Source organism: Aureimonas fodinaquatilis (genome assembly GCF_008369445.1).
Lineage (GTDB): Bacteria > Pseudomonadota > Alphaproteobacteria > Rhizobiales > Rhizobiaceae > Aureimonas > Aureimonas fodinaquatilis.
On the sequence record NZ_VTWH01000004.1, the window covers coordinates 275,438 to 293,001 of the forward strand.

At 57.0% G+C, this 17,564-nt stretch carries 14 protein-coding genes; 6 read left to right on the forward strand and 8 right to left on the reverse strand.

The genetic code is table 11. The features are described 5' to 3' along the window. The first annotated feature begins 9 nt into the window (after positions 1-9). The gene (locus FPY71_RS16125) at positions 10-1,965 is read left to right on the forward strand and encodes an FUSC family protein (RefSeq protein WP_149301338.1); all 1,956 of its coding nucleotides are present in this window, start codon (positions 10-12) and stop codon (positions 1,963-1,965) included. Between the two features lie 22 nt (positions 1,966-1,987). On the opposite strand, the gene FPY71_RS16130 is transcribed toward FPY71_RS16125, so the two are convergent. Genes FPY71_RS16130 through FPY71_RS16140 form a run of 3 tightly spaced genes read right to left on the reverse strand, consistent with a single transcriptional unit; the run spans position 1,988 to position 6,758 of the window. Further along, positions 1,988-3,295, reverse strand: coding sequence for a cytochrome c (locus tag FPY71_RS16130; RefSeq protein WP_149301339.1), 1,308 nt, complete (start codon positions 3,293-3,295; stop codon positions 1,988-1,990). Next, a complete protein-coding gene (locus tag FPY71_RS16135) occupies positions 3,292-3,846 on the reverse strand; it encodes a (2Fe-2S)-binding protein (protein ID WP_149301340.1) in 555 nt (184 codons plus the stop codon). The genes FPY71_RS16130 and FPY71_RS16135 overlap by 4 nt, the downstream gene beginning before the upstream one ends. Next, positions 3,843-6,758 carry a xanthine dehydrogenase family protein molybdopterin-binding subunit gene (locus FPY71_RS16140; protein ID WP_149301341.1) on the reverse strand — a complete coding sequence of 972 codons (2,916 nt, stop codon included), beginning with the start codon at positions 6,756-6,758 and terminating at the stop codon, positions 3,843-3,845. Before FPY71_RS16140 ends, FPY71_RS16135 begins: the two co-directional genes overlap by 4 nt. 325 nt (positions 6,759-7,083) lie before the next feature. On the opposite strand from FPY71_RS16140, the gene FPY71_RS16145 reads away from it, so the two are divergent. The 4 genes from FPY71_RS16145 to cyoD are packed head-to-tail and all read left to right on the forward strand — an operon-like array spanning position 7,084 to position 11,211. Further along, the gene (locus FPY71_RS16145) at positions 7,084-8,115 is read left to right on the forward strand and encodes a COX aromatic rich motif-containing protein (protein WP_246160627.1); all 1,032 of its coding nucleotides are present in this window, start codon (positions 7,084-7,086) and stop codon (positions 8,113-8,115) included. Further along, entirely contained in the window at positions 8,112-10,235 is a 2,124-nt protein-coding gene (locus tag FPY71_RS16150) for a cbb3-type cytochrome c oxidase subunit I (protein WP_149301342.1), read from the forward strand. The genes FPY71_RS16145 and FPY71_RS16150 overlap by 4 nt, the downstream gene beginning before the upstream one ends. After that, complete coding sequence (locus FPY71_RS16155) at positions 10,232-10,870, forward strand: cytochrome c oxidase subunit 3 (RefSeq protein WP_210246313.1); 639 nt, start codon at positions 10,232-10,234, stop codon at positions 10,868-10,870. The genes FPY71_RS16150 and FPY71_RS16155 overlap by 4 nt, the downstream gene beginning before the upstream one ends. Beyond that, positions 10,867-11,211: a cytochrome o ubiquinol oxidase subunit IV gene (gene cyoD / locus FPY71_RS16160; RefSeq protein ID WP_149301343.1), complete on the forward strand. Its 345-nt coding sequence runs from the start codon at positions 10,867-10,869 to the stop codon at positions 11,209-11,211. Before FPY71_RS16155 ends, cyoD begins: the two co-directional genes overlap by 4 nt. Before the next feature lie 107 nt (positions 11,212-11,318). Here the strand turns inward: cyoD and FPY71_RS16165 are convergent, their stop codons facing one another. The 5 genes from FPY71_RS16165 to FPY71_RS16185 form a co-directional block, all read right to left on the reverse strand. Further along, positions 11,319-12,062, reverse strand: coding sequence for an SDR family NAD(P)-dependent oxidoreductase (locus FPY71_RS16165; RefSeq protein WP_149301344.1), 744 nt, complete (start codon positions 12,060-12,062; stop codon positions 11,319-11,321). 1 nt (position 12,063) lies between these two features. Further along, complete coding sequence (locus FPY71_RS16170) at positions 12,064-13,491, reverse strand: aldehyde dehydrogenase family protein (RefSeq protein WP_149301345.1); 1,428 nt, start codon at positions 13,489-13,491, stop codon at positions 12,064-12,066. A 60-nt stretch (positions 13,492-13,551) separates the two neighbouring features. After that, complete coding sequence (locus FPY71_RS16175; RefSeq protein WP_149301346.1) at positions 13,552-14,382, reverse strand: sugar phosphate isomerase/epimerase family protein; 831 nt, start codon at positions 14,380-14,382, stop codon at positions 13,552-13,554. A gap of 75 nt (positions 14,383-14,457) precedes the next feature. Continuing rightward, positions 14,458-16,254 carry a thiamine pyrophosphate-binding protein gene (locus tag FPY71_RS16180; protein WP_149301347.1) on the reverse strand — a complete coding sequence of 599 codons (1,797 nt, stop codon included), beginning with the start codon at positions 16,252-16,254 and terminating at the stop codon, positions 14,458-14,460. Positions 16,255-16,274: 20 nt separating this feature from the next. Further along, on the reverse strand, positions 16,275-17,054 hold the full coding sequence (locus tag FPY71_RS16185; RefSeq protein WP_149301348.1) for an IclR family transcriptional regulator: 780 nt from the start codon (positions 17,052-17,054) through the stop codon (positions 16,275-16,277). Between the two features lie 126 nt (positions 17,055-17,180). Here FPY71_RS16185 and FPY71_RS16190 point away from each other — a divergent pair. Then, on the forward strand, positions 17,181-17,564 hold a 384-nt coding region (locus FPY71_RS16190), incomplete at its 3' end, for an amino acid ABC transporter permease (protein WP_149301349.1).

Here is a 17,564-nt window from a genome sequence, read left to right on the forward strand (position 1 = left end):
TTTAAAATCATGCCCGGTCCGAGCCTGTTTCACCGAAAGGCGGTTGTGTCAGACCTCAGGCTCAATCTGCTCGGCTCCGATCCTGGCATGGTGCGTCTTCGCACCGCCTGCAGGGTTCTCATGACGGTGGTTGCCGTATGTTCTGCGCTGTTTTTGCTGCATTACTGGTATCCAATGCCGGCAGCCGCCTACGCCATGGCGATGATAACGGCCTTGCAGGGTGCTGTCGCAATCAAGGATACGACTGCCGAAGCTCGGGCTGTCACCCGGCTGTATGCTGCGCTCAGCGCCTTCACGGCCATAGCTGCAATGTCACTGGTCGAGCATTCGCTGCTCTATGTGAATATCCTGCTTCTCATCGTGATTTTTCTGGCGGTTTATGCACGCAGGTTTGGAACGCGTTGGCAGGGCGTTGGACTGTTCACCTTCATGTGCAGTGTGGTTGGCGCTTTTGTCAAAGCTCCGGACACTGACCTTGGTGACATAGCCATTGCGCTGACCCTTTCCGGGGTGATTGCGCATTTTGTGCGCAACTTTGTCATGCCGGAACGGCCCGCACATGACTTCAGGATCATCCTGGACATTGCCGTCTCGCTGTCTCGCAAGCTGCACCATACAATAGAGCAAAAATCGACCAGCAAATGGACCCATGTCGAGGTGCAGCAGGTCCTGATGCTTGAACACCGGGCCAGAGATGCAATTCTTTTGTGTGAGAGCTATTTGCCACTGGACGCTGCTGCCAGTTCCCACAGCGAGCTTTCAACCATGGCTGTGCAACTGTTTGACCTGCATCTGGCACTGGAAAGTGCCGTGGCGACAGCCTTGCATTTCAATGGCCAGAATGATGCTGAAACGAGCCGGAACCTGGGCAGAACCCTTGAGACTTTGGCCGACAGCCTGTCCAGTGTGGAACAGGCCGCAACGCGCATGCCAGCAACTTTTCCTGCCATTTCCGCAACATCCGCTTCGGGAAAAATCACGTTCTTTCCAGCTTCTGGCGGCTGGCTGAAGGATAGTGTATTTCGGCAGGCAGTTCAGGTGACTTTTGCATCGGCCATTGCCATGGCAGGCGGATTGGCGCTTTCTCCCGACCGCTGGTTCTGGGCGGTCATGACCGCCTTTCTTATTTTCACCAACACACAATCGCGCGGAGATGTTGCGGTAAAAGGCCTGAACCGCGCCCTTGGAACAGGTTTGGGGATTTGTGTCGGCATCGGCCTGGCTGTGCTGGTTCACGGTCAAATTGAATGGACGCTGCCATTGGTAGCAATTTCAATCTTCGCAGCCTTCTACCTGATTTCCATTTCCTACAGCGCGATGACTTTCTTCATCACAATCACTCTCTGCCTGGTCTACGGGCTGATCGGCGAATTCACACCTGAGCTTCTGGTCCTTCGACTGGAAGAAACGGCGATTGGCGCCGCTGCCGGCATATTTGTGTCACTGGCCGTTCTGCCGCTTGGCACCAGCCAGCAATCCAGCAGCGCAATCGAGCATTTTCTGAAATCGCTGGACCAGTTGATGCAGGCGATCATTGCTTCACAGGGGCAGGCTGAGCGAACTGCCATAATGGCCGCGGCGAACGCGCTGGACAAATCGCGGGCGGATATTTTAACCGCAATCGGCTCCATGCGCAGCGTCTGGAATCTTGGTATGGCGCAGGCAGGAACACGGCGGATACTCGGTCGCAGTTACACCTTGGCGCATTCCGCCAGACTGCTCGCCCGGCATTTTCGGGACAGTCCGCCCAGTGATCAGGACATTATCAGACTTCAGGCCATCCGAACCGCTTTGGCCAATCTGGCCACCAACGGACAAAACATGGCCGGCCGAAGCCGGGTTGCAGATATTGCCCGGCTCGATCAGCTACCGTTCGACACGCAGTCCGACCAGGCTGTTGCCAATGCTTTTGATCTGATCACCCATGTTCTGGTGCAAATGCAGCCTGCAAACCAGGAAGGATAAATGCCGGCACAGGTTCGGCAGTTCACTGAACCGCCGTTTCCTGTGCGGCAACTTCAGCCTCGGTAACCGGCACCGCCTGCCCGCCCCATTCGGCACGCATCCACGTTACAAGATCGGCAATTTCACTGTCTTCTATCACATGCGCGAAAGGCGGCATGGCATACATGCGCTGGCCGTTGCCCATGGCTTGTGTGGGAATACCGTTCAACACAACGTTGATAACATCCTTCGGCTCGGTCATGGCGACTATGCCATTTCCATGCATAGCAGGAGCCACATTGGGTATTCCCTGACCGCTCACGCCATGGCAGCCGGCACATGCTGAAATATAGGCAAGCCTGCCACGATCCATTGCACTGCCGGCAACGGGCTGTGCCGCTTCCGGCAAAGGTTGTGGCGGGGCGGCTGGTTCAGCAATCTGCCCACTGGCATCCGTCAGGAGATAGGTTGCAACCGCATGGACATCTGCGGCCTCCATAGCGCCAGTGGAAAAATGCGTTACCGTCTGCATTCCGGCAAAGGAAGTGCCCTGCGGCGCGACCCCGTCTGCCAGATAGCTCGCAAGCGTCGCCACATCAAAGCCGCGCCGGGCCAGCGCTTGCGCGGTTATGTCCGGAATATCCAGGCCGTCAACGTCGCCGCCCTGAAGCGCACGATCAAACTCCACACCCATCATGAAATTGCGCGGCGAATGGCACGCGCCGCAATGCGCAAGCCCTTCGACCAGATAGGCACCCCGGTTCCAAGCCTCGGAGCGTTCGGGATTGTCCGGTGCCGATCTGTCCGGAAAATTGAGCAGGGTCCAGAAATTCATGAAAGGGCGAACCGGCAAAGCAAATGCGCCGGTGTTTTCAAGGTTGGCCACCGGCAGAGCCGGGATGCTCATCATGTATGCGTACAGCGCATCCAGATCATCCGGCCGGGTAATATGTGTAAAGACGAACGGCATCGCCGGATAGAGGTTGCCTCTGCCTTTTGCGACCCCATCCCGCAAGGCCCGGTGAAAATCTGCCCGGCTGTAACTGCCGATCCCGTGTACGGTATCCGGCGTGATATTGGTTGAATAAACGGTGCCAAATGGCGTGGGTATGGCCACGCCGCCGGCCGCCATAGGCCCTTCCGGCAACGAGTGGCAGCCAAAACAATCACCCGCAAGTGCCAGTTCACGTCCACGCGGTGCCAGATCGGCCATTTGCTGCGCCGTCAGCGGCTGCTCTGCCGCCGGTGCAACCGCCGACTGCCGAAATGCACCCGCCAGAATGGCCAGACCTGCCGAACAGCCCAGGACCACCAGCACAAATATGCTGTTGCGAAACCGATGCTGCTTCATTGGTCATCAGCCCCGATGACGCAGCCGGGAGTTTCCAACGCAACAGCTCGCACAGCTTCGTAATATCGCACATAGCCGGTGCATCGGCAGATATGCACGGAAAGAGCTTGTTCAATGGCGGTTTCCAGATCAGCTCTTTGCACTGGCTGCCGTTTCAGAGCATCTATGAAAACGCTGGCACCCGCCACAAAGCCCGGTGTGCAATAGCCGCATTGAAAGGCAAAATTCCTGATAAATGCCTGCTGAACTGCCGTTAGCTGCGCTTCTCCGTCACCTGCCGCATCCGCATGGCCTTCAATTGTAACGATCGATTTTCCGGAAAAGAAATGCGCATCATAAATACAGGTGCGGCTTTCGCTCGTGCTGCCATCACCATGCGTTTCCACCACAGTGCAGGCGTGGCAAACACCTTGACCACAGCCAAAATGGGTCCCTGTCAGGTCAAGATATTCGTGCAGAAAATCGATCATCGGCATGCCAACCGGCACCGCGTCCATGGCGACGCTTTTTCCATTGATCGTCAGTTGCAGCGGGCGGGTCTCGATGCTCATTGCAGGGCCCTCGTGATCTTGTCCGGCGTGATCGGAAATTCGTAAAATCGCTTGCCAACCGCGTGGGCCACGGCGTTGGCCGTCGCTGGCACAATCGGGATCATGCCAAGCTCTGCCATACCTTTGGGTGGCGATGTCTCGGAAAGCGGCGGCAGATAATCGATCGTCTGCGCCCATACCGCGACGTCGCCAGCTCGCGGCAACACATAACGGTTGAAATTCCAGGTCCCGTTGCCGGGCCCGTCATCATACAACGGCAGTTCCTCCAGCAAGGCGTGGCCGATGCCCATGGCCGTCCCGCCCTGCACCTGCCCGGATACAAGTTCCGGCACAATCATGGTGCCGGGGTCGATGATCATATGGTGGCGCATGATCTGCACCTGCCCGGTGAAGCTGTTGACGTTCAACTCAACCAGACAGGCAGCGGGGGTGTAGGTTGTTGGCCCGGCCCGGCTCCGGTCGGTTGGCGGATAGGTGGCCCGCTGGCGTTTGATGAAGTCGTAGCCTCGCGTTGTCATACGGGATTTCAACTCAACCGGCGCACCGTTTCCATATTGAACGGCCAATGCATCGACCGGCAGATCGCGAAGGCCAATGCCGGGTATGTCGAACTGCGCACGCGCCCATTCCCAGCAGCTATAGGCGTGCACCGCAACTCCGGTAATGAGGCCGAGAGCATGCGCTTCGCGAGCAAGCTCAACAAACGGAATTGGCCGCATTCCTGCACCGCCCAGCCCATCCGGCCCGACGCGGATGTCTGAAAACCCGACGTTGAAACTGGATATTGCGCCCCCGGCCTGTCCTTTGCTCCAGATCGAGCGGGCGGCTGGCCACAGGCTGTGCTCCAGCAGAAAGCGCGCTGCCTGCCTTGTGCCGAAGCCGACATAATAAACGCTGCTTGATGAGCTCATGTCCGGTATCAGCGCAGGTGTCCAGAACGGATCGGTCTGCGAAAGCTCATCCTGCCGCTTCTGGTCCGCATAACTGGTGTGCAGGGGAAGCTGAGCAAACTCGGTCAGCCCGAACTCAACCACATCCGGCGCTTTGCCAAGCGCCTGCCAGACCATGACCTGCTGGGCGGTCGTTGCACCCGTGCCTATTTCCTGCACGCAGTGACGCATGGTCAACTGCCCTTCAGCATCAAACTCCAGCACAAGGGCAGTTGGAACCCCGCTTGAGCCGTAAACCTGCTGAACCTGAGCAAACCCGACACCGTACAGGCGTCCGGGATTGGCCGCCTCATAATCGGTTTTTCGGGCTGCCCTGTCGCGCCAGATCGGGTGCGCCGCAGCCTTATCCAGCATTTCAACAAGGCGCATGTCCCCTGCCGCAACCCCGCCCTGGGTATTTGGCTCGCCAGGCTGCAAGGCGTTTCGCCGCCGCAATTCCATTGGATCCATGTCCAGTTCTTCGGCAATTTCATCCACCATGATTTCAGTCAAGGCCATGGATTGAAGAGAGCCGAAGCCGCGCATCGACCCCGCCTCGACTGCCGGCGTTGCCATGGCAAGCGCTGTGAGGTCGGATTTCGGGAAGTAGTAGAGTGATTGCGCGCCGCGCGCGCCGACATGCGACACAGCGACAGAAAGGTTTTCCCGCCCGCCGCCATTGCAATTGTAAATACCTTTGAGAATTTCGAACTTGCCGCTCTGGCGGTCCGCGGTGATGGTTACATCCATTTCCATGGAATGCCGTTTCATTCCCATCTGAAACTGCTCATACCGGTCATTTGCAATGCGCACCGCCAACCCGTTTCCATAAAAGGCGGCAGCGACGGCGTAAAATGGAAATACCGAATAATCCTTGGAGCCGTAGCCGACGGTTGAGCCCGTCATCAGCACCAGCGTTTCCACGGGAAATGCCTTGTTGTCCTTCATCATTGCGGTTACGCCGCTGACAATACCAGCGGGGGATTGCGTGGCTGTGAGGATGTGCAAAGTCCGACTGGCACTGTCGTACCAGGCATTGCAGTTGTCAGGCTCCATGGCGCAAGGATCGATGGACTGTGAAAAGCCGTGACGCTCCATGACAAGTTTGGCCGGATCAACCCGCGCAGCCTCGATATCACTCTGAATTTGAGCCGCGGCGTCCATGCCGCGCCCCTGAGTATCCGGCTTTTCGTCGGCTGCTTGCAGCGCTGTTACGAAGCCGCCGCCCCGGTCTTTTCGCAGCACAGGTGGAATTTGCACCTCGCCTTCTGGTGCCAAAGGCGGCCAGACAGGCGTATTGCCGCGAAAGCCGCCCTTGATGGCAGCGTCCTGAAAGCTGGAAAAGACCGGCGGATCGTAAGGCGTTTGCCCCGCAACACGGATAAACCGGCCTGCACCATAATTGGCCGGAGGGCGCGGCCCTGTTTCCGCGCCATACAAAACAGCGGACTCATCAAACTGCAGAACTCGACGCGCAGCCTCGAACCGGGCGAAATACTGATAGATGAGGATAGCAACGGGGTGTCCCAGGAGCGGCGGCGTCTGCCCCTTCGGCACCAGAATGTTCACGCCGTAGAAGCCCTTGCCCATGTCGGAATCCTGCGGGATGTTCAGCCCGTCAGCATCAAGATCCTCCTGCAAAAGCAGCCGATCCGGCTGCAGATCTTCACCCAGAACAGCAAGGTTGACGCCCTCAAATGTGCGAGCCGCCTGCGTAGCCTTCAGCATGAAGGCATAGCTCTGTTGCTTGGGCCATCCCGCCAGATCCCGGGCGCGATAGTCGCGTGCAAAGTTCTTTTGCCCCGTGACTTTTCGTATCGCATCCCAGCGAAACTGCGCCTTGCCATCACCGCCGATCCAGCCCGTGGATGATGGACCGGAATTCATCTCCACCCCTGCGGCAGGGGCACGGGCGAGAAGCACGGTGATGCCGGCAAATGTGCCAAGTTTAAGAAGATTTCTGCGGGAGATCTGGTTCGCCAACTTATCTTTCCCCCGACGCTGTGTCCCGAAGCCCCTGTTGAGACTGGAGAATTTCAATGCGCCGTGCAACTATTTTATTGCAACGGTTCTAATTTGCCGTATTTTGGCCATAGTGACTAGACCGAAAGATGAATGACAGCGTGCCACGTGATGGCAAAGATTTGTGTCGCGGTCGAAAAGCGACAAATCTCCGGCATCACCAGCACAAAAGTTTTTTGGAAGATTTTACTGTCATTTATACATTAGACTAGTCTCATTATGACTGGACGGCTTTGTCCGGCCATCAGGAATTCACTGCGGCTAGCCGCAGCAGACTAAATCCGAGATGCAACAGCCGACCAGCAAGAAGTCGGTGCCGATCGGCAGATATGGTGTCGGGGGACATATGGCATTGTGGCAATTTGCCCGGGGAATAGCCAGCCGCGGCAGCGCTGCGCTTCTTGCGGCGGCAGCTTTGGTCTGGTCGCACAGCGCCTACGCTGCCGGGCCATCTTCGCCCCGAGGATTCATCGAACCAGCAGGGCCGATTGCTCAGGCGCAAATCCACCATTTTGGCGTCATTGTTGCCATCATGATGCTGGTTCTGGTGCCAATCTTCATCGCAGTTCCCATACTCCTCATTCGATATCGGCGCGGCGGCAAAGGTGCCTACAGGCCGAAGTGGGAATTCAATGCAACTGTGGAGGCGACAATCTGGGGTTTCCCGGTTGTCATCGTCGCATTTCTGGGCATTGCCCTGTGGAGCTACACCTTCAAATTCGACCCTTACAAGCCGCTTGGCGAAGATCCTCTCGAGGTTGAGGTTGTGACGCTCGACTGGAAATTTCTGTTTCTCTATCCGCAGCAGGGAATTGCAACAATTGACTATCTCGCAATTCCGGAAGGCCGGCCGGTGACCTTACGCCTCACCAGCGGCACGGTCATGCAATCCTTCATGGTTCCGCAACTGGCAGGGCAGATCTACACAATGGCCGGTATGCAGACACAGTTGAATTTTCTGGCTGATGCGGCGGGGGAATATGTAGGCCGCAACACCCAATATAATGGCACGGGCTTTGCAACCCAGTCCTTCACCACCGCGGTGCTGGCACCAGACGACTTTACGCAATGGGTTGAATCGCAAAAAACCTCCGGCACGACGCTGGACTGGGCTGGCTACAGCGAGTTGACGAAGCCCTCCGTAACTCAGGATCCGGTTTTCTACTCAGGCTTTGAGGAAGGTTTGTTTCGTCGCATTGTTGCGAGTTTTTCACCCAGTATGGTCGATACCCCCCACTCTCACGGAGCGCACGACCAACCACACGGCGCGGGTGAAGCCGCGCCACATCAGCACGGCACGATGGGGGCGCAGCAATGAACTGGGACATGATATTCGGCAAGCTGCGCTGGGATTCCTTTGTGTTCACTGGCGCATTTGAAAACCCTTCATCCAGTGAATTTGTGGCATTTGGCGCAGGCAGCATCGTCATTCTGGGCGCTATTTGCGTTGTGGCGCTTCTTTCCGTCATGGGGTGGTGGGTGCCGCTGTGGAAGAACTGGCTGACAAGCCTGGATCACAAGCGCATCGGCATCATGTACATCGTGCTGGCCATTGTCATGTTTGTGCGTGCCGTCATCGAGGCCGGGGTCATGCGCTCGCAGCAACTGGCGGCCTATGACGGCGCAGGGTATCTGGCGCCGGATCATTTTGCGCAGTTGTTCACCACGCACGGCACGATCATGATCTTTTTCGTGGCAATGCCAATGATCACCGGCTTCATGAATTACATCATGCCGCTGCAGATCGGCGCTCGCGATGTCACGTTTCCGCTGCTGAATGCCATTTCCCTGGCACTCACGGCCGCAGGTGCCGTGCTGGTCATGGCGTCTCTGGTGCTTGGCGAGTTTTCCACCGGCGGCTGGTCGGCCTATCCGCCCTACACCGGGCTGGAATACAGTCCCGGCGTGGGGGTGGACTACTGGATCTGGGCGGTCACGCTCAGCACCATCGGCTCAACCATGACGGCCATCAACCTGTTGGCAACAGTCTACAAAAACCGCTGCCCCGGCATGACGCTGATGCAGATGCCGTTGTTCTCGTGGACCACGCTTTGCGCCTCGGCACTCATGCTTTTCGCGCTGGCACCGCTGACCGCTGCCACCACGATGCTGGCACTGGACCGCTATCTGGAATTCAACTTCTTCACCAATTCCAATGGCGGCAACATGATGAACTATGCCAATCTTTTCTGGCTGTTCGGCCATCCCGAGGTCTACATTCTCATTCTGCCGGTCTACGGAATGTGGTCTGAAATTGTGCCCACGTTTTCGGCCAAGAAGCTCTACGGCTATCGCTCGCTCGTCTATGCAACAATCGGCATAGCCTTCGTCTCGTTTCTTGTCTGGCTGCATCACTTCTTCACGATGGGGCAAAGCGCGGCAGTCAACGTCGCCTTCGGCATCGGCACGATGATCATCGGCATTCCAACAGGCGTGAAAATCTATGACTGGATGCTGACAATGTTCCGCGGGCGCATCCGTCTCACAACGCCGATGCTTTTCCATATCTACTTCATCGTCGTTTTCATCATCGGCGGCATGACCGGCATTCTTCTGTCCAATCCCACAGTGGACTTTCAGGTGCACAACTCGCTCTTCCTGATCGCGCATTTCCACAACATGATCATTCCGGGCGTCTTGTACGGGCTTTTTGCCGGGTACATTTACTGGTTCCCGAAAGTGTTCGGCTTCAGGCTGGACGAGGCAATGGGCCGGCGCGCCTTCTGGTGTTTTGCGCCCGGCTTCATTCTGGCTTTCTTCCCGCTTTACTTCATTGGCATGACCGGGGCCACACGTCGCACGATCAGTTGGTCCGAGCCGGCGTACCTGCCTTACTTTGCGGTGGCCATGCTCGGAGTTCTGCTGATCATGGCCGGAGTGGCCTATCTCATCGTGCAGGTCATTGTGTCCTATCGAGATCGGCAGGAACTTGCAGTGCCACTGGGAGATCCATGGGACGGGCGCTCTTTGGAATGGTCCATCCCCTCACCGCCACCCGAGTACAATTTTGCGGTCATTCCGGTGGTCACTTCGCGTGATGCCTTTGCCGAGAATAAAGAGGCCGGCATCGCCTATCAGCCGCCAAAGGCCTATGAGGATGTCGAGATCCCTCGAAATTCCATGTCAGCACCGCTGATCGGACTGGCAGCGCTGGCCCTGGCGTTCGCGCTCGTCTGGCACATCTGGTGGCTGGTCATCGTGTCGTTCATCGGACTATGGGCCGTCGTTATTGCTCGTTCATTCGTTACCAACACAATGAAGATCATACCCGCATCATTGCTGAAAGCTGAAAACGAGGCATTTCTGGCTGCAATCCGCGATGCCGTCGGCGTTAATCGGGATCTGGAGATGAGCCCGCAGAACAGGGGCAAGGCAATACCAGATCTTCTTCAGCACCTGCCTGAGCGCGGGCAGCACGTTGTGGGGGCGGCGCTATGAGCATGGTTCGAACCCGCAACCTGCACCCTGGCATCAACCTCGGCAGCACCGACCCTGAAACGCATCGCGCTGCTGAAGGAATCGTGTTCGGCTTCTGGCTGTTCCTGATGGCGGATCTGGTGATCTTCGGCGCGCTGTTTGCCACCTATGCGGCAATGAGTGTGCAGGGCATCGCGCAGGGGCCAACGCCGGCCGACGTTTTTGACCTCGGATCGGCATTTCTGGAAACAATGCTGCTGCTCGGATCCAGCTTTGCCTTTGGTTTTGCCACGCTGGAAATGAAGTATCGCGCCAATGTTTCCCGCCTTCACCTGTGGCTGGCAGTTGCCGGGCTGCTGGGCGCGGCCTTCGTGGCCATGGAACTTAGAGACTACTACATCATGGCAACCGTGCATGGCGCGACACCCAGCACCAGCGGGTTCCTGTCTGCCTACTATCTGCTGACCGGAACGCATGTTGCCCACGTAACGGCAGGTCTTGTCTGGATGCTGGTGATGATGGTGCAGATCAGCGTGTTCGGTGTGAGCGGGGCCGTCAAGCTGCGTCTGCTGCGCCTTGGCCTGTTCTGGCACATGCTGGATGTTGTCTGGGTGGGTATCTTCACATTCGTCTACCTGTTCGGAGTTGTGTCATGACCAACAATGCTTCGAACGATGCGCATGCGACGGGCCATGAAGACGAAAACCGCGAGCGGCGCAGCTATGTCGTTGGTTTTGTGCTGGCAACGGTGCTGACCATCATTGCATTCTGCCTTGTCGCCTTAAAGATTTTGCCTCCGGGAAATATGCTTGCAGTCCTTGGCGTGCTTGCGGTGGTGCAAACTGCCGTGCACCTGCGGTGCTTCCTTCATATCGACCATGAAAGATCGCATCGCGATGACCTGCGCCTTGTTCTGCTGACTTTGCTGATGATCAGCATCGTCATCGGCGGCACGATCTGGATCCTGTGGGATCAGCATATGCGGATGATGCTTTGACGTGGGCCAGGGTCAAATGATGGTCGGCTGAGGCAACAAAGTCATTTCCGCCGCGCCGGGCGGCGAAAATCTCCGTTGGTTTGCTAACAGGCCAGAGCGCTGCTGCGTCAGGTTACAAGCAGCCCGCCATCAACGGCAAGCACATGGCCGTTGATATAGCTGGATTCGTCCGACGCAAGAAACAAGGCCGGCCCTACCAGTTCCTCCGGTTGCCCGAACCGGTTCATTGGCACCTGGCTGTTCATGGCTTCATAGCGCCTGGGGTCTTTGCGCAGATCGGCGTTCATCGACCCGAGAATGAAACCCGGGGCAATGGCGTTCACCCGGATGCCGAGATTGCCCCATTCCAGTGCCTGCACACGGGTCATATGGGCAATGCCTGCTTTTGAGGTGCAATAGGCCACCCGACGGTCAAGCGCCTTTATGCCTGCCATGGATGCAATGTTGATAATGTTGCCATAACCCTGCTGAAGCATGAGACGGCCAGCCCCGCGCGCGCACAGAAAGGCAGCGTCCAGATTCACACTCATGACACGGCGCCATTCTTCAAACGTGGTTTCGTGCGGCGTCGCCCGCACCATCACGCCTGCACCATTGATCAGAACGCCAAGCTCGCCCACAATCTGCGGAACGGTCTTCTCAAACAGCTCCGCAACCTTGTCTTCCTGGGTAATATCAATCGCGACTGTGTGCAGACCATCTCGCTTTTCAAGAGCATCCAGGCGCGCCTGATCGCGATCCACGGCAATGACCTGATAGTGCTTTGCCAGGAACCCGGTGATCAGCGCGCCGCCAATATCACCGGCGCCACCAGTGATAACCAGCGTTTTTGCTTTGTTTTCTGAAGGCATCTTACTGTTCCTGATGGTTGATCATGACGAGCCGTTCGTCAGTCATTTCGCGAATGGCGTAATAAGGGCCCTCACGGCCAAACCCGCTGTGTTTCACGCCGCCATAAGGCATGATGTCACCACGTGTATTGGACGTTTCATTGATGTTGACACCACCGACATTCAAGCGGCGGGCCGCCTTGAAGGCAACATCGATATTCGTGGTGAAAATGCCGCTCTGCAGGCCATAGGGTGAGTCATTCACGGCATCAATCGCTTCGTCGATCTCGCCAAAAGGCACCAGCGAGATCACTGGCCCAAACACTTCCTTGCAGACGACGCTCATGGATTGGCTGGCGTCGACAAGCAGTGTCGGCTCGATGATGTTTCCGTCCAGCCGGCGACCGCCAGCAGCAATCCGTGCTCCGGCAGAAACGGCCTCGTCAATCCATGCCAGAAGCTCCACGCATTTCTCGGCCGTGATCAGCGGGCCAACATCCGTTTCAGGATCCAGCGGGTCACCGACCTTCAGCTTTGCAATATGGCTGGCAAGCATATCCCCCAGGCGTGCGGCAACACTGCGATGCACATACACTCGCTGCACCGAAACACACACCTGACCGGCCTTCCGGTAGCCTCCTCTGACAATCAGAGGAGCAGCCAGTTCCAGATCGGCATCAGCGCAGACAATGCAGGCCGAGTTGTTACCCAATTCAAGCGCAACCCGCCGAAAGCCGCTGTCGCGCTTGACGATGGCTCCGACTTTTTCACTACCGGTGAAACTGTAAAATCCAATTCGCTGATCCGCCAGAAGGGCCGCGCCCACGTCAGCATCGCCAGTTACAATATTGGCAAATCCCGCGGGCAAGCCCGCCTCTTCAAGAATTTCAACAAAGGCAAGCGCCGAAAGAGGAGTAGCAGGTGCGGGCTTCAACACGATGGCATTGCCAGCGGCGATAGCCGGGGCAATCTTGTGGCATACATTGTTGAAAGGCGCGTTGAATGGCGTGATCGCTCCCACCACACCAACAGGAACCCGTATAGTAAAAGCCATTCGGTTTTCCATGCCCGGCGTGGATTGGATCGGTACCACATGGCCGGAAATCCGCTTTGCCTCCTCGCCCGACAAGACAAGGGTGTGTATTGCCCGTTCAATTTCGCCAAGTGCGTCTTTGATCGTCATGCCCGATTCCAATGCCATGGTTCGGGCAATTGTCTGCCTGCGCGCGCGGATCAAGTCGGCAGCGCGCACAAATATGGCCTGGATCTGTGTTGGTGTCAGCGGATGGATGCGCTGGGTATCACGCGCAACATCCACCGCATCGCGCACATTGTCTGCCGTGCCCACACAGATTCTGGCGAAAACTTCTCCGGTAAACTTGTTTGTCACATCGGCAAGCTTTGCCGTTTTGACAGACTGGCCACCAATATGCAGGCCATATTCCCTCATGCACTTCCTCCCGGCGCATTGCACGCGCGTAACAAATTCAAAATACTGAGTATTCAGGGATCACTTGACCGGACAGGTGTCCCACCCCAGTCGGGCCAGCGCCTTGTGGCTGGAAACAATACCGGCGTCAGCCTCGTCAGAAATGATTTCCAATGCAGACGGAATTTTCAGGTCCAGCTCCCGGAGCACCTGCGCCACTTCGGCAAAGGGCACGATACCCGTGCCGACGGGCGAATGCGCCCACTTCGACAGCCCCGTATCCGACAGGTGGATCATGCGCAGATGTTTGGCGAGGGTCCGAATTCCGTCTGCGGGATTTTCGCCCACAAAGACCGCATTCGCCACATCATAGGCAATACCGATCCGGCTGTTGCCAAGCCTTTGCAACACGCCAAGCAAATCGTCGGCGCGCGGTGCAAAGGTCGCTGGAACATTTTCCAGCACCAGACCAACACCTCGCTGATCCGCATGTGCAGTCAGTTCGTCCATGGCATGCTGAAACCACATCCAGACCGATGCGGCCGGAGCAGGAAGCAAAGGATGAATTCGACCTGGAACAATCAGAACATCGGGCGTACCGATATCCGCCGCAAGGTCGATAACATCCCGGTAATGATCAATGCTGTAGCGCCGCATTTCAGCCGCCGCGCTCACCAGGTTTAAATCCAGACTGGGTGGATTAAGGATCAGAACTTCCAGTTCCCGGCTGTCCAGAACCCCGCGGATCTGGCGCCGATCCGCCTGTGAAATGCTGGCTGGCCAGCAATGCGGATTGTTGACCAGCAGCTCGAACTGGCGATAACCCAGATCCGCCAGATGTGAAATCGCATCCAGCGCGCTATAGCGCCAGATGTAGGAATAGGTGTTGATTGCAATTGGCCAACCGCTCATATCGCATCTTTCTGCACAGAAGAGGCAGCCATTCCGGCGAAATGGCTGAATTTGAGAAATCCATTAAGATTTTTATCAAAGAAGTCCCTGACTTCTGGCGGCGGCAAGAAAGTTGGGCTCATGATGGCCGAGTGGCGGCAATTCCCATGTTCCGGTGCCAACCGGACGGATGTCTCCGGAAACCGGCACCTCGACCAGATAGGGCTTGTTGGCGGCAATCGCCTGGTTTATGGCGTCATCAAGCTGGCTGGCGTGGTCAACGCGAATGGAATCCACGCCAAAGGCATGCGCCAGATTGGTGAAGTCAGGGCTATAGGGTGTGGATGTTTTGTCGTGCAGGAAGCTGGTGGCCAGTTCACGCCCCCCGAAGAAGCCTTTCTGCAGGTCGCGGATGGAACCGTAGCCGTAATTGTTCCAGACCACCCAGACCACTGGAATGTCGTACTCGACGGCGGTTGCAAGGGCATGCGGCGTCATGAGAAATGAGCCGTCACCGCACACTGCCACACATGGCCGGTCCGGAGCAGCCAGCTTGGCACCGAGAATGCCGGACGTGGCATAGCCCATGGCGGCAAAGCCCCAGCTGTGCAGAAGCTGCCGCGGGCGCAGCGTTTCCCATAGCTGAATGACCCAATTGTGGTGGACGCCCACGTCGCTGGCGATAATGGCATTTTCCGGAACCACTTTTGCAAGCGAATCCATCAGCCGCTCAGGCCGCAGCGGCATATCCTGAGAATCCTTGAATCTGTTCTGGTATTTGTTCCAGAGGTCCCTTTTACCATTCAGATCATTAATCCATCCGGCATAGCGGTTTTCCGTGCCGGTGATGCGCCCACGTGCCTGTTCACTCAGAAGCGCCAGCGATGCTCTGGCATCTCCGACAATGCCCATATACGGCGTGTAGTTCTTGCCGATTTCAGTCGTATCAACATCGATCTGAACAAGCTTCGTGGTGCGGCTGAAGGTGTAGCCGTCCAGCCAGGCACTTGTGGCGCGGTCGTCAAAGCTGAATCCAATGGCAATCATCACATCGGAATGCCGTGTCGCCTCGTTTGCAGCATAGGGGCCATTGCGACCAACCGGCCCATAGCAAAGCGGATGCCGCTCGCTCACTGCCCCTTTGGCATTCGGGCTGGTGACAACTGGAATACCGGTCAGTTCAGCAAATTCCTGCAACTCTGCGGATGCCTCGCTGAGCAGCACGCCCTGCCCGACCACGATAACCGGGCGGCTGGCGCCAAGCAAAAGATCAAGCGCTTTGGAAAGCTGTGCCGGGTCCCCGGGTGAACGCGTGTTCAGTTGCGGGGCGACCGGCTGTGCCTCCACATCCGCTTCTTCAACGAACACATTGAGCGGCACATCAAGATTGACCGGGCCGGGCCGGCCCGATGTCAGCAACTGGCATGCCTGCCGAACTGCAAGCGGCACCATGTCAACGCGCGTGGGCTGGAAGCTGCGTTTGACGTACGGCCGGATAACGGATGGGAAATCGCCCTGGAACTGCAGGCCGGTTTCCTGAAACGGCATGCGGTTGAACTGGCTGGTCGGCACATTGGCGGTAATTGCCAGAAATGCGGAAGAGTCCATCATGGCTGCAGCGAGAGCTATAACCAGATTGCAAGAGCCAGGCCCACAGGACGTAAACGTGGCGACCGGCTCGTGCTTGATCTTGTAGTACGCATCCGCCATATAGCCGGCGCTCTGTTCGTGGTGAACCGAGATAGTGCGGATCTGGTCGGACGCTTTGAAAGCCGCATCGAGAAAGCCGACATTGCCGTGCCCGCAAACACCGAACAGATACGGCATGCCGGCTTCAACGAGATGATTGACGATAAGATCGGCGCCATTAACTGTACCGCTGCGGCTGTTCATAAGAAACTCCCTGGATGATGTTATGTGTTTTCGTGCAGCACCGGGCTGCCGAGCAGACGTGAAATTTGCCGTGCGGTCTGTTGGACCATGGGCACCAGTTTGACGATCTGTTGCGCACCCATGCGAGAAACGGGCGCGGAAACGGCGATTGTCGCAAAAACGCGGCCGGTGTTGTCGCTGACCGGAGCGCCAACACAGCTCAAGCCCAACTCCAGCTCTTCATTGTCGATGGCAAAACCATCCTCAAAAATCCGGCGAAGCTCCTGCTTGAAGCTTTCAGGCTCTGTGATCGTGTTCGGCGTGTAGGCTTTCATGCCATATTGCTGAAGAAAGTCGTCCACATCGGCAGATGGCAGATGCGCCAGAATGACCTTGCCCAGCGTGCTGGCGTGGGCCGGGCTTCGCTTGCCGATGAAGGAGTGCATTCTGACAGTGGCAGAGCCATCAACCAGTTGTACGCACACAGCCTCCCCGCCAAAAAGAATGCCCACATACACCGTTTCGCCGGTCTGTGTTGCCAGTTCCTGCAGCGGCGCATAGGCCTGCCAGCTTAGCTGCTCATTGCGAATGGCCGAATTGCCAAGGGCATAAAACCGCATACCGAGATGGTAACGGCCGGTATCCACATCCTTGGACAGATAGCCCGAATCTTCAAATGTATGAAGAATACGAAAGATCGTTGGCTTGCTGGTATCCAGTTTCGCCGCAAGTTCTGCCAGGCTCCAGGTCGGCTGCTCCGTGAACAGGTCAATGACCGAAAGCGCCTTGCCAAGGGAACTGATGAGATAGGGGTCTTTCACGAGACTCTCCGTTTCATAAAATAGACGTTACTGGCCACCGTTTCATTTTTCAACCATAAAAAATGAAACGATTGACAATTTTTGAAACGCAATTACATTTCGTCACCCATATAGGGGGGTGGGAATTTGAACTACAACTTCGATTTCGCATTCATATGGGAGTACGCCCCGGAATTGTGGCTTGGGGTGCGTCAAACAATCTGGATGACGCTGCTTTCCATTGTTCCTGGCTTTGCGCTTGGCACATTCTGCGCGGTGTCCCGCCTCTATGGCGGCCCTTTCGCAAGGCGCGCAGTTGCGTTCTACGTGGAGGCGATCCGCAACACCCCATTGGTCATTCAGGTTTTCTGGCTGTTCTTTGGTCTGGCTGTGCTGGGCGCGCGCATCGGTCCGTTCAATGCGGCGGTGATTGCGCTGACCATCAATGTCGGGGCCTACACCACGGAAATCATGCGGGCGGGCTTTCTCAGCATTCCCAAAGGCCAGCTTGAGGCGGCCTCCTGCCTGGCC

Excerpts from the sequence above, each read along its gene's own strand:
- FPY71_RS16125 (WP_149301338.1), top strand. The coding sequence starts at position 10 with ATGCCCGGTCCGAGCCTGTTTCACCGAAAGGCGGTTGTGTCAGACCTC.
- FPY71_RS16130 (WP_149301339.1), bottom strand. The coding sequence starts at position 3,295 with ATGAAGCAGCATCGGTTTCGCAACAGCATATTTGTGCTGGTGGTCCTG.
- FPY71_RS16135 (WP_149301340.1), bottom strand. The coding sequence starts at position 3,846 with ATGAGCATCGAGACCCGCCCGCTGCAACTGACGATCAATGGAAAAAGC.
- FPY71_RS16145 (WP_246160627.1), top strand. The coding sequence starts at position 7,084 with ATGCAACAGCCGACCAGCAAGAAGTCGGTGCCGATCGGCAGATATGGT.
- FPY71_RS16150 (WP_149301342.1), top strand. The coding sequence starts at position 8,112 with ATGAACTGGGACATGATATTCGGCAAGCTGCGCTGGGATTCCTTTGTG.
- FPY71_RS16155 (WP_210246313.1), top strand. The coding sequence starts at position 10,232 with ATGAGCATGGTTCGAACCCGCAACCTGCACCCTGGCATCAACCTCGGC.
- cyoD (WP_149301343.1), top strand. The coding sequence starts at position 10,867 with ATGACCAACAATGCTTCGAACGATGCGCATGCGACGGGCCATGAAGAC.
- FPY71_RS16165 (WP_149301344.1), bottom strand. The coding sequence starts at position 12,062 with ATGCCTTCAGAAAACAAAGCAAAAACGCTGGTTATCACTGGTGGCGCC.
- FPY71_RS16170 (WP_149301345.1), bottom strand. The coding sequence starts at position 13,491 with ATGAGGGAATATGGCCTGCATATTGGTGGCCAGTCTGTCAAAACGGCA.
- FPY71_RS16175 (WP_149301346.1), bottom strand. The coding sequence starts at position 14,382 with ATGAGCGGTTGGCCAATTGCAATCAACACCTATTCCTACATCTGGCGC.
- FPY71_RS16180 (WP_149301347.1), bottom strand. The coding sequence starts at position 16,254 with ATGAACAGCCGCAGCGGTACAGTTAATGGCGCCGATCTTATCGTCAAT.